Consider the following 13,753-nt stretch of genomic DNA (forward strand, 5'->3'; position numbering starts at 1 on the left):
AAGATCGCCGTGATTCAAGACGATCCCAACGGAACCGGCAAGGGGCCGATCAAGGGGATCTATCTGCAAGACACGGACGCGACCAAGAGCGTCCTGACGATCACCGTCGTCCGTGCCAAGGGGGGCGACGGGCTGGTGGGCATCGGCGCCATTGAAGGCTCGGGACTGAAGACTCTCTCGGCCGCCAAGAGCGATTTGACCGGCGGGGGAATCATGCTCGGCGGGACGCCCGCTCAATCAACGAGCATCACCCTTAACAACATCAACGATAACGCCAACATCAGCATCGACGGCGGTATCGCCGCCCTGACGGCCGCCCAATTCGGTGGCGGGTCGATTGTGGCGGCCAGTGTGGGAACGCTGGCGATCAAAGGGGACTTCTCCGCGAATGTCACGCTAAGCGGCCAGGGAGTGGCGGCGGGCAAGCCGACACTGACCTCGGCGAGAATTGGCGGAAACCTCATCGGATCGGCGTGGAATGTCACCGGCGCCATCGGTTCGATCACGGCCGGCGGGTTCGATTCCGGGTCGATCACGGCCGACATTCTGGGCACGCTGGCGATCACCAAGAATTTCGGGGCCGCCGTCACGTTGAGCGGCCAGGGGGTGGCGGCGGGCAAGCCGACGCTGACCTCGGCGAGAATCGGCGGGGCCGTCCAAGGCGGCGATTGGAATGTGTCCGGGGCCATCGGCTCGATCACGGCCGGTCAATTCGATTCCGGGTCGATCTCGGCTTACAGCCTGGGAACGCTAACGGTCGCGAGGGACTTTAATGCGGGCATCACGCTAAGCGGTCAAGGGGTGGCGGCGGACAAGCCGGCGCTGGCCACGGTGAGAATCGGCGGGACTGTCAAGGGCGAGGATTGGGATGTGGCCGGCAATGTCGGATCGATCACCGTCGGGGCGTTCATCAACAGCTCTCTCTCCCTGACCTACACCCCGGCCGACCCGGATAACCCGATGTTCGGCGGGACTTTCTCGGGAAATTTCAAACTCACGACGTTCACGGTGACCGGCGTCAAGGGCTCGACCGGCGAGGCCTTTGCCAACAGCATTGTGGCGGCCAAGACGGTGGGCGCCGTGTCCCTGAAATCGGTCGCCACCGATAACGGCGGCGTGCAGTTCGGCATCGTCGCCAAAACAGGCATTGGCAGTGTGCGCGTCACCTCGCCCCGTTTCGCCTACGACAAGAACCAGCCGACGCCGCAGGGAACCGGCGACTTCTGCGTGAATCTTGTTTGAACACAGGCGAAGGCTCCCGAATCCTGAATCCGTCGGATGAGAGCGCCCGAGTTTAGTGCGACGTGTCGCGAGCCCGCGGCACATCGTCGGCATGCTTTTGGAGATGCAGGCCCGCTTGTGTCCGCAGGTCGGCCAGACCTGGGACAAGAAGTAATCACGACGAACAATCACTCAGCCGTGATGAGTCTGCCTTCGACGGACTGACCGGCGGAAGCGGACTTTTACGTATCCGTCCGCCGTCAAATGCCGGCACAACTTCCAAACTTCGATGACGCCGCGAGGACTCGCATTGAGACTGCCGTTTGAACTCGGCCCACAATGACCGGGGACTTGATCTCCATCGAATGCCCATTCCCGCGTGTGATTCACTCGACAACTCGGCAGCCCAACCACATTGGAAAGACAAAGTCGCAAATTTTGAGGGGGGTTCTTCCCAAACGTCGCATTGGATTTTGTGCGGGCGTTTTCAACCCTGAGTCAACCGAAACGCGCGGATTTTGCCGGTGGTGACGAAGAGGCGGCCATGCCGGCAGACATCAACGAATGTTTGGAAAAACGTCAATGCGTCTTTGCAAGTTGGCGCATTTGGCCTTGCCGGAAATATCGGCCCATTTTGATCGGACGGCCGGGAAGACTGACATGAACGATGATTCGATTGTCCGACGGATGAAAAAATGGGTCGCCGGGCGCGGGCCATCCGCCGGCGGCAAACCCCATCGGCAACCGTCGGCGGCCCGGTTGATGCTGCGGGAGTTGGACGACCGGATTGCCCCGTCGGCGGTCACTTCGGTGACGGCCTCCGGATCGGGCATCACCGCCGGGACGGGAATCTTGCGGGGGGGCCAGACCGTGACCCTCACCGTCAATTTCAACTCGGCGGTGACGCTCAACAACACGGGCAATTCGCCCACGCTCACCCTCAACGACGGTGGTGCCGCCGCCTATGTCGGCGGCTCCGGGACCGCCGCGTTGAACTTCACCTATGTCGTGGCGCCGGGGCAGAACACCAATGACCTGGCCGTGACCGCGTTCAACCTCAACGGCGACAGTCTCGGCGGGGCCGATGTCAGCGGGGCGGCGACCAACCCGGCCGGGACTCTGAAAATCGACACCGCCCTGCCCACGGCGGCTATCACGCTGGTTGGTGCCGCGGGCCAAATCCACGGAACCGCCCTGCAATTCAAGGTCGATTTTCTCGAGGCGGTCTCGGGTGTGGACGCAACCGACTTCGCCTTGGCGACCACGGGCGTCACCGGCGCGTCGATCACCCGCGTGAACCAGATCGACGCCGCCCACTACACCGTTGACGTGGCCTCCGGTTCCGGAACCGGAACCATTGGTTTGAACATCGTCGCGACCAACAATATCAAAGACCTCGCCGGCAACGCCTTCGGCGACGGCGTGTTCGCTCCCGCCGCCAATTTCAATGTCGGTTCAAAACCGTATTCGGTGGCGATCAGCGATGTGAACGGGGACGGCAAGCCCGACCTCATCACCGCCAACGAAGGCAGCAGCGCCGTCAGCGTCCTGTTGGGAACCGGAACCGGCTCGTTCGGCGCCGCCACCAACTTTACCGTCGGCTCGGCTCCGAAATCGGTGGCGGTCGGGGATGTGAACGGGGACGGCAGGCCCGACATCATCACTGCCAACTATGATTCGGGCAACGTCAGCGTTCTGTTGGGGACCGGAGCCGGCTCGTTCGCCGCCGCCGCCAACTATGCCGTCGGCCAAAGTCCGAGATCGGTGGCGGTCGGGGATGTGAACGGTGACGGCAAGCCCGACATCATCACCGCCAACTATGATTCGGGCAATGTTAGCATCCTGGCAGGGAACGGGGCTGGTTCGTTCGCCGCCGCCGGCAACGTCGATGTCGGCTCCAGACCAACCTCGGTGGTGATTGATGACGTGAACGGCGACAACAAGCCCGACCTCGTCGTCGCTTGTTTCGACAGCGGCAGCGTCAGGGCGTTGTTGGGGAACGGGAGCGGTTCGTTCGCCGCCACCGCCAATTTCGACGTTCACTCGGATCCATATTCGGTGGCGGCCGGTGATGTGAACGGGGACGGCAAGCCCGACCTCGTCGCTGTCGGTTTCGGCGGCTACTTTGTCAGCGTTCTGCCGGGGAATGGCGACGGCACGTTCGCCCCCGCCTCTCCCTTGCTCATCGGCACGCAACCGTATTCAGTGGTGATCGGTGATGTGAACGGCGACGGCCTCCCCGACATCATCACCGCCAACGACAAGAGCAACACCGTCAGCGTCCTGTCGGGAACCGGAACCGGCTCGTTTGCCACCGCCCCCGGTTCTCTCCTCAATGTCGGCTCGATTCCGAAATCGGTGGCGGTCGCTGATGTGAACGGCGACGGCAAGCCAGACCTCGTCACCGCCAACAGCGGCGGCAACAACGTCAGCGTTCTGTTGAACGGCGGGCCTCAGACCGGGCCGGTCTTCAGCATGTTGTCAACGGCCGTGGTCGCCTCGGTGACGGCCTCGGGGCCGGGCATCGCCGCCGGAACGGGCACCCTGCGGGCGAGCCAGACGGTGACCATTACCGTCAACTTTAGCGAGGCGGTGAGGGTCGACGGCACGAACGGCCTGCCCACGCTCACCCTCAACGACGGGGCCATCGCCTCCTATGCCGGCGGGTCCGGAACCACCGCGTTGACGTTTGTTTATACCGTGGCGCCGGGGCAATACACCAACGATCTGACCGTGACGGCGTTCAACCTCAACGGGGCCAGCCTCGCCGGGGCCAACGTCAGCGCGGCGGCGGCCAACCCGGCCGGGACTCTAAAGATCGACGCCGCCCCCCCCGTGGCCGCCATCACGCTGGCCGGGGCCGCGAGCCAATTCGCCGGCGCCGCCCTGCAATTCAACGTCGTGTTCTCGGAAGACGTCTCGGGCGTCGACACGAGTGATTTCGCCCTGGCTGTCACGGGCGAGACCCACGCGTCGATCACCGGCGTGAATCGGATCGACGCCGCCCACTACAACGTCTCCGTGGCTTCCGCTTCCGGCGCCGGAACCTCCGGAACCATCGGTCTGAATATCGTCGCCACCAACGACATCAAAGACCTCGTCGGCAACGCCCTCGGTGGCGGCGCCTTCACTTCTGGCGACGGCGCTTCTATCGGCACTGATCAGCGTTCGGTGGCGATCGGGGATGTGAATGGGGACCGCAAGCCCGACCTCGTCACCGCCAATTTCGATGACAACACCGTCAGCGTCTTGTTGGGGGACGGCGCCGGCTCGTTCGGCGCCGCCGCCAACTTCGCCGTCGACAATGATCCGTTCTCGGTGGTGATCGGAGATGTGAATGGGGACGGCAAGCCCGACCTCGTCACCGCCAACGAAAGCAGCAGCACTGTCAGCGTCCTGTTGGGAACCGGAACCGGTTCGTTCGGCACCGCCACCAACTTTGCCGTCGACAATAAGCCGTTCTCGGTGGCGATCGGGGATGTGAACGGCGACGGCAAGCTCGACCTCGTCACCGCCAGCGGCGGCAGCAGCACCGTCAGCGTCCTGTTGGGAACCGGAACCGGTTCGTTCGGCGCCGCCACCAACTTTGCCGTCGGCCCGCGTGCGAATTCGGTGGCGATTGGTGATGTGAACGGCGACGGCAAGCCCGATCTCGTCACCGCCGACTACTTTGGCAACAGCGTCAGCGTCCTGTTGGGAACCGGAACCGGCTCGTTCACCGCCGCCCCCGGTTCTCCCTTCGCCGTTGGCGAGAAACCGTATTCGGTGGCGATTGGTGATGTGAACGGCGACGGCAAGCCCGACCTCGTCGTCTCCAACTACGGCGACAACAACGTCAGCGTCCTGTTGGGAACCGGAACCGGCTCGTTCGCCAACGCCCCCGGTTCTCCCCTCAATGTCGGTTCAAAACCGGAATCGGTGGTGATCGGGGATGTGAACGGCGACGGCAAGCTCGACCTCGTCACCGCCAACTTTGGTGACAGCACCGTCAGCGTCCTGTTGGGAACCGGAACCGGTTCGTTCGCCAACGCCGACAACATCGCCATCGACAACCAACCGTTTTCGGTGGCGATCGGGGACGTGAACGGGGATGGCCGACCCGACCTTGTCGCCGCCAACTTCCGTTACAACGCCGTCAGCGTCCTGTTGAACGGCCCGGCAATCCAGACCGGGCCGGCCTTTGCCATGTTGTCGGCGGCCGTGGTCACCTCAGTGACGGCCTCGGGGTTGGGCATCACCGCCGGGACGGGGAATCTGCGGGCGGGCCAGGCCGTGACGCTCACCGTCCACTTCGACACGCCCGTGACGGTGGACGGCACAAACGGCCTGCCGACGCTCACTCTCAACGACGGGGCCACCGCCGCCTATTCCGGCGGCTCCGGCGCCTCCGCCTTGACATTCGTTTACACCGTGTCGCCGGGAGATAACGCGACCGATCTGGCCGTGACCAAGTTCAACCTCAATGGCGCCGTCCTCAACGGGGCTATCGGCGCCGACCTCAGCGGAGCGGCGGCCAATCCGGCCGGGACCCTGAAGGTCGACGCCATCGCCCCCGTGGCGGCCATCGCGCTGGTCGGCGGCGGGGCCCAAGCCATCGGAACCCCCCTGCAATTCGACGTCACGTTCTCCGAACCAGTCTCCGGCGTGGACACGGGCGATTTTGCCCTGGCCGTCACGGGCGTGACCGGCGCGTCGATCACCGGCGTGAATCAGATCGACGCCGCTCACTACACCGTCTATGTGGCCTCCGGCTCTGGAACTGGAACCGGAACTATTAGCCTGAACATTGCCGCGACCAACAACATCAAAGACCTCGGCGGCAATGCCCTCGGCGGCGGCTCGTTCTCGGCCGCCTCTTCCGTCGTCGGCGGCACGAGACCTTATTCGGTGGTGATTGGTGATGTGAACGGGGACGGCAAGCCCGACCTCGTCACCGCCAACTCCGGTGGCAACAACGTCAGCGTCCTGTTGGGCAACGGGGACGGGACGTTCAGCGCCGCCGCCAACTTCCCCGTTGGCACGAGACCGAATTCGGTGTCAATCGGTGATGTGAACGGTGACGGCAAGCCCGACCTCGTCACCACCAACTCCAGCAGCAGCACTGTCAGCATCCTGTTGGGGACCGGAACCGGCTCGTTCGCCGCCGCCACCAACTTTACCGTCGGCACAGGTCCGTTGTCAGTGGTGATTGGTGATGTGAACGGGGACGGGAAGCCCGATCTCGTCATCGCCAACTCCGGCAGTGACAACGTCAGCGTTCTGTTGGGGACCGGAACCGGTTCGTTCGCCGCCGCCACTAACTTCGCCGTTGGCACAAGTCCGTATTCGGTGGCGATTGGCGACGTGAACGGCGATGGCAAGCCCGACGTTGTCACCGCCAATTATGGCAGCAACAACGTCAGTGTCCTGTTGGGAACCGGAACCGGCGCGTTTGGCGCCGCCGTCAACTTCGCCGCCGGCACGAATCCGGTCTCGGTGGCGATTGGCGATGTCAACGACGACGGGAAGCCCGACCTCGTCACCGCCAACATCGGTGGTAGCACCGTCAGCGTTTTGACGGGAACCGGAACCGGTTCGTTCGGCGCCCCCGCCAGTTTCCCCGTCGGCACAAGCCCGAAGCTGGTGGTGATTGGGGACGTGAACGGGGACGGCAAGCCCGATCTCGTCACCGCCAACTCCGGCGGGGGCAACGTCAGCGTCCTGCCGGGAACCGGAACCGGAGCGTTCGGCGCCGCCGTCAATTTTGCCGTCGGCACGGGTCCGAAATCGGTGGCGATTGGGGATGTGAACGGCGACAGCAGGCCCGATCTCGTCGCCGCCAACTTTACCGGCAACAACATTGGCATCCTGTTGAACGGCCCGGTGACCCAGACCGGCCCGGTCTTCACACTGGACGGGACAACGCGCACTGTCACCTCGGTGACAGCCTCGGGGCCGGGCATCACCGCCGGGACGGGGAACCTGCGGGCGGGCCAGACGGTGACCCTCACCGTCAACTTTAGCAAGCCAGTGACCATCAACAGCACGAACGGCCTGCCGTCGCTCACCCTCAACGACGGGGCCACCGCCGCCTACGCCGGCGGGTCTGGAACCACTGCGTTGACGTTTGTTTACACCGTGTCGCCGGGACAGAACTCCAGCGATCTGGCCGTGACCGCGTTCAACCTCAATGGGGCTATCATTTACTTGGCCGATGTCAGCGGGGCGGCGGCCAACCCGGCCGGGACTCTGAAGATCGATGCCACCGCCCCCGTGGCCGCCATCAAGTTGGTCGGCGGCGGCGTCCAAGCCATCGGAACCCCCCTGCAATTCAACGTCACGTTCTCCGAACCAGTCTCAGGCGTGGACATGGGTGATTTCGCCTTGGCAACCACGGGCGTGACCGGCGAGTCGATCACCGACGTGAATCGGATCGACGATGCCCATTACACCGTCGATGTGGCCTCCGGTTCCGGCGCCGGAACCATCGGCCTGAACATCGCCGCCACCAACGACATCAAAGACTTCGGCGGCAATGCCCTCGGCGGCGGCTCGTTCTCGGCCGGCTCTCCCCTTGTCGCCGGCGCGAGTCCAACGTCAGTGTCGGTCGGTGATGTGAATGGCGACGGCAAGCCAGACCTTGTCACCGCTAACTCCGGCGGCAACAACGTCAGCGTTCTATTGGGCAACGGAGACGGAACATTCGGCGCCGCCACCAACTTCGCCACCGGCACGAATCCGGTCTCGGTGGCGATTGGTGATGTGAACAGCGACGGCAAGCCCGACCTCATCACCGCCAACTCTGGTGGCAACAACGTCAGCATCCTGTTGGGCAACGGGGACGGGACGTTCGAGGCCGCCACTAGTTTCACCGTCGGCACGAACCCAGTCTCGGTGGTGATTGGCGATGTCAACGGCGACCGCAAGCCAGACATCATCACCGCCAACAACGGCAGCAACAACATCAGTGTTCTGTCGGGAACCGGAACTGGTTCGTTCGCCGCTGCCGTCAACTTCGCCGTTGGCACGGGTCCGAAATCGGTGGCGATTGGAGATGTCAATGGCGACGGGAGGGCCGACCTCGTCACCGCCAACAGCGGGAGTAATAGCGTCACCGTCCTGACGAGAACCCAAGCCGGCTCGTTCGCCGGCATCAACGATGCCGTCGGCGCGCAACCGGCCTCGGTGTCGATTGGCGATATCAACGGTGACGGCAAGCCAGACATTGTCACCGCCAATGATGGCGGGGGCAACGTCAGCGTTCTGACGGGAACCGGAACCGGCTCGTTCGGCGCCGCCGCCAACTTCGGCACCGGCTCACATCCATCTTCGGTATCGATTGGCGATGTCAACGGCGACGGCAAGCCCGACCTCATCGCCGCCAATCACGGCTCCGGCAACGTCGGCGTGTTGCCGGGAACCGGAACCGGCTCGTTTGGCGCCGTCGCCAGCTTCGCCGTCGGCATGAATCCGGTCTCGGCGTCAATCGGGGACGTGAACGGCGACGGCCGGCCTGACATCTTCGCCGCCAGCAACGATGGCGTCGACGTGCTACTGAACGGGGCGGCGGTCCAGGCCGGGCCGGTCTTCACCCTGTCGGGCCCCGTCTTCCTGACGGGAAATACCGGCACGTTCACCGATGGCGACGGCGACAAGTACACCGTGCGGCTGACGCCCGCCAACGTCGGCAAGATCGCCGTCCTTCGGGACGGCCCCGGCAACGGGCCGCTCGGGGGGATCTTGTTGCAGGACACCGATCCGGCGATGAGCGTGCTGACCATCACCGTGGTCAAAGCCAAAACAGGGGACGGTTATGTGGGCGTTGGCGGCATTCAGGGAACAGGGCTGAAGACGCTGACGGCCGCGACATCGGACATCACGGGCGACATTAACCTCGGTGGCGCGGCCGAGCAATCAACGAGCATCGCGATCCACAAAGCGGGCGATGTCAACATCAGCCTTGGCTCCCGGCTGACCGCGTTCACGGCCGCCTCGGCCGGGACCGGGACGATCACGGCCCCGGCCGCCGGAACCCTGACGATCACCGGCGACTTCAAGGCCAATGTCACCCTGAGCGGCGCCGGGGTGGCGGCCGGCAAGCCGACGCTCATCTCGGCCTCCATCGGCGGGCTGGCCTCCGGCGCCTTTGACGTCACCGGCGCCATCACGTCGCTAAGAGTCGGTTCCACGGCGTTTGAAAACATCAGCGCGTCCAGTCTGGGAACGCTGGCCATCCTGAAAGACTCGGACCACACGAGCCTTACGTTGAGCGGCGCGGGAGTCGCGCCCGGCAAGCCCGCCCTGACTTCGGCCACCATCGGCGGCAACGCCACCAACCTGACGGTGAATGTCGCCGGGGCCGTCACCTCGCTGAAGGCGAAATCGTTCTCCGGAACCGGGACGATCACCGCCGCCAGTTTGGGGACGCTGACCTCAACGGGCGACTTCAACAGTGAAGTCACGCTGACCGGGGCGGGGGTGGCCGCCGGCAAGCCGACCCTGACCGCCGCGACCATCGGCGGCGTCGCCAGTCATGTCGCGTGGAATGTCAGCGGGGCCATCGGCACATTGAAGGCGAAATCGTTCACCGGCGGCGGAACGATCACCGCCGCCAGTTTGGGGACGTTGACCTCGACGGGCGATTTCGACAGCGAAGTCACACTGACCGGGGCAGGAGTGGCGACAGGCAAGCTCACCCTCGGCGCCGCCAGCATCGGCGGCATCGCCAGCGGCGCGGGGTGGAACGTCACCGGGGCCGCCGGTTCGTTCCGGGCCAAGTCGTTCGCCGGATCGATCTCGGCCAACAGCCTGGCCACGCTGACCACCCTGGGGGACTTTGCGGGGAATCTCACGCTCGCCGGCACGGGGGTGGCGGCAAACAAACTCACGCTCTCTTCGGCCAGCATCGGGGGGACAGTCACTGGCTCCCATCTCCATGTGAATGGAAACGTGGGGACGTTCACGGCCAAGGCATTCATCGACAGCGATCTCTTCCTCGGCTACACGCCGACCGATCCTCAAAACCTGATGGCCGGAGGCACGTTCCTGCCCGGCTTGAAGATTGCCGCCTTCTCCGTGACCGGCCTCGCCGGGTCACCCACCCCGGCATTCTCCGATAGCGTCGTGGCGGCCGACAACATTGGCGCCGTGACGTTGAAGTCGGTCCAGTCGAACAACAACAACCAGAAGTTCGGCATCCTGGCTCACACGGGAATCATCAGTGCCCGCGTGACCAGTCCCCTCCCAGCCTTCGTCTTCAACAAGAAAAATCCGACTCCCCAAGGAATCGGGGATTTTGAGGTGGAGATTTTCTGAGTGGTGCGGAGGCCGCCGGTCTTGGCCAAATAAAGATTGAGTGAAAATTAACTCGTTGTTATGAAAAATCTTGCGGCGATCAACGGTTTGTGTCCGGGCGAAAACGGCTGATTTTGACATTGGCGTAAAACTCTCAACAAGCGAATAAAATGAACGATTATCTGATTGTCCAAATGATGAAGAAGTGGCTCGCCGAACGCCGGATACCTGCCGGGGGCCATTCTCGCCGGTTGTTCCGGCCCGTGCTGCGGGAATTGGACGACCGGATCGTTCCGTCGACATCAGTCACCTCGGTGACGACCTCGGGCTTGGGGATCACTGCCGGGGCGGGGGACTTGCGGGCGGGCCAGACGGCGACGCTCACCGTCAATTTCGACTCGGCCGTGAACGTGGACGGCACGAGCGGCCTGCCGACGCTCACCCTCAACGACGGGGCCACCGCCGCCTATGCCGGCGGGACCGGGACCACGGCGTTGAACTTCTCCTACCTCATCAAGCCCGGCGACAACACCCCCGATCTGGCCGTGACCGCCTTCAACCTCAACGGAGCGGACCTCGGCGGAGCCAACGTCAGCGGCGCGGCGACCAATCCGACCGGCACGCTGAAGATCGACACCACCGCCCCCACGGCGACCATCACGCTCAGCAGTGCCGCCGCGCAAGCCATCGGGGCCGGGTTGCAATTCAACGTGACCTTCTCCGAACCCGTCTTGAACGTGGACAAGACCGACTTCGCCCTGGCCGCCACCGGCGTTTCTGGCGCCTCGATCGGCGACGCCAGCACCACGGATCATATCCACTACACCGTCACCGTGGCCTCCGGCTCCGGGACCGGAACCCTCGGCCTGAACATCGCCGCCGGCAACACTATCATCGACAACGCTGACAATGCTCTCGGCGGCGGCACCTTCTCCGAGGCCCAAGGCTCGCCTCTCGCCGTCGGCAGCGGTCCGCGTTCGGTGGTGATCGGAGACGTGAACGGGGACGGCAAGCCCGACCTCGTCATCGCCAACACCAGTGACAGCACCGTCAGCGTGCTGCTGGGGAACGGCGATGGCTCGTTCACCCCCGCCGCCAGCGTTCCTGTCGGCACGACCCCGGCTTCGGTGGCGGTCGGGGACGTGGACGGGGACGGCAACCCCGACATCGTCACCGCCAACTTCGGCAGCAACAACGTCAGCGTGTCGCTGGGGAATGGCAACGGCTCGTTCACCCCCGCCGCCACCGTTCCTGTCGGCACGCAACCAATATCGGTGGTGATCGGGGACGTGGACGGGGACGGCAAGCCCGACCTCGTCACTGCCAACAGATTCAGCAACAGCGTCAGCGTGTCGCTGGGGAATGGCAACGGCTCGTTCACCCCCGCCCCAAGCTCCCCCTTCGCCGTCGGCGATTTTCCGTCTTCGGTGGCGGTCGTGGACGTGAACGGAGACGGCAAGCCCGACCTCGTCGTCGCCAATCAGGGCGACAGCAACGTGAGCGTGTCGCCGGGGAACGGCGACGGCTCGTTTGGCGCCGCCACCAACTTCCCTGTCGGCAGCGGTCCGCATTCGGTGGCGGTCGTGGACGTGAACGGGGACGGCAAGCCCGACCTCGTCACCGCCAACTACGCCAGGAACACCGTCAGCGTTTCGCTGGGGAACGGCAACGGCTCGTTCCAAACCGCCGCCAACTTCCCCGCCGGCATGCAACCAATATCGGTGGCGGTCGGGGACCTGAACGGGGACGGCAGCCCAGACATCGTCACCGACGGCGACGCCGGTGTCAGCGTCCTGTCGGGAAATGGCGACGGCTCGTTCCTCGCTCCCGTGAACATCCCCGTCAACGGATCGACATACTACGTGGCCATTGGCGACGTGAACGACGACGGTCGGTTGGATATTGTCGCCGCCAAATTCGAGAACAACAATGTGAGCGTGTTGCTGAACGGGGCAACGGTCCAGACCGGGCCGGCCTACACGCTGGAGACGCCGTCGGCATCAGTCACCTCGGTGACGGCCTCGGGCTTGGGGATCACCGCCGGAACGGGCGATCTTCGGGCGGGCCAGACCGTGACACTCACCGTCCACTTCGACGCGGCCGTGACGGCGGACAAAACGCACGGCCTGCCGACGCTCACCCTCAACGACGGGGCCACGGCCGCCTATTCCGGCGGGTCGGGCACGTCGGCGTTGACATTCGTCTACACCATCAAGCCCGGAGACAACACCGACGATCTGGCCGTGACCGCCTTCAACCTCAACGGCGCCGATCTTGGCGTTGTCGATCTCAGCGGCGCCGTGACCAATCCGACCGGGACTCTGAAGATCGACACCACCGCCCCCACGGCGACCATCACGCTCAACGGCGCCGCCACACAAGCCATCGGGGCGGCGTTGAAATTCGACGTGACCTTCTCCGAACCCGTCTTGAACGTGGACAAGACCGACTTCGCCCTCGCCGCCACCGGCGTCACCGGCGCCTCGATCGGCGAACCCAGCACCACGGATCATATCCATTACACCGTCACCGTGGCCTCCGGCTCCGGGGCCGGAACCCTCGGTCTGAACATCGCCGACACCAACGACATCAAGGATTCCGCCGGCAACGCCCTCGGCGGCGGGGCCTTCGCTGACGCCCAAGGCTCTCCTCTCACCGTCGGCCAAGTGCCGCAATCGGTGTCGGTCGGTGATGTGAACGGGGACGGCAAGCCCGACCTCGTCACCGCCAACTTCAACGACAACACCGTCAGCGTCCTGCTGGGCAACGGCGACGGCACGTTTGCCGCCGCCCTCGGCTCCCCCGTCCCCGTCAGCGCCAGTCGTGTGAAGATCTTTCAAGGAGTTCTCCGCAAGACCCGGAAGACAGAATCGTGAGGTTTTTCCTGCCGGAGTTTCTTGGTTTTTGGCTTCGGGGGACCGGAGGGCCGGGGGCGGGCGGACTTGGTCCATTTGCGATGCCACGTTCCCTGAAGCAACTTCAGTAACCACGCCTGAAGTTGCTCCGGCCCGAGAGGGACCAGCAGGAGTTCCAGATGGGCGGGGGTGAGCAACCTCGCCACGGTCGTCAGTTCGGACCGCACGTCGCGGAACAACATCTCCCCCGAGACCTTCTCCGGCGGCCTGTCGTTGGCGACGGCCGCATATTGATGAACCATCCGGATCAGATTGTAAACCACCAGGCACAGCGACATTTGCAACAGCGTCGCCTCCGGAGTCGAGCCGATCAGCCGCTTCAAATCAAAGACCTCGGTGATTTG

The 13,753-nt window shown here is 64.3% G+C and carries 3 protein-coding genes and 1 pseudogene; 3 read left to right on the forward strand and 1 reads right to left on the reverse strand.

What is annotated here, in order from left to right:
* The 3 genes from BGIM_RS66245 to BGIM_RS59455 all read left to right on the forward strand — a co-directional run.
* Nucleotides 1-1,242 (forward strand): autotransporter outer membrane beta-barrel domain-containing protein (locus BGIM_RS66245; protein ID WP_193789080.1); only part of this gene is annotated, 1,242 nt, incomplete at its 5' end.
* Between the two features lie 639 nt (nucleotides 1,243-1,881).
* The gene (locus tag BGIM_RS66775) at nucleotides 1,882-10,515 is read left to right on the forward strand and encodes a beta strand repeat-containing protein (RefSeq protein ID WP_040892250.1); all 8,634 of its coding nucleotides are present in this window, start codon (nucleotides 1,882-1,884) and stop codon (nucleotides 10,513-10,515) included.
* A 149-nt stretch (nucleotides 10,516-10,664) separates the two neighbouring features.
* Nucleotides 10,665-13,370, forward strand: coding sequence for a beta strand repeat-containing protein (locus tag BGIM_RS59455; protein ID WP_020476078.1), 2,706 nt, complete (start codon nucleotides 10,665-10,667; stop codon nucleotides 13,368-13,370).
* Here the strand turns inward: BGIM_RS59455 and BGIM_RS0144655 are convergent.
* Nucleotides 13,331-13,753 (reverse strand): annotated as a pseudogene (locus tag BGIM_RS0144655) (hypothetical protein); the annotation flags it as partial. The gene BGIM_RS59455 and the pseudogene BGIM_RS0144655 sit on opposite strands and share 40 nt — an antisense overlap.

The sequence above is a fragment of the Zavarzinella formosa DSM 19928 genome (genome assembly GCF_000255705.1).
In the GTDB taxonomy this organism is placed as follows: domain Bacteria; phylum Planctomycetota; class Planctomycetia; order Gemmatales; family Gemmataceae; genus Zavarzinella; species Zavarzinella formosa.

Bases quoted from the DNA above. Each gene is read 5' to 3' on its own strand.
- BGIM_RS66775 (WP_040892250.1), top strand. From the start codon at position 1,882: ATGAACGATGATTCGATTGTCCGACGGATGAAAAAATGGGTCGCCGGG.
- BGIM_RS59455 (WP_020476078.1), top strand. From the start codon at position 10,665: ATGAACGATTATCTGATTGTCCAAATGATGAAGAAGTGGCTCGCCGAA.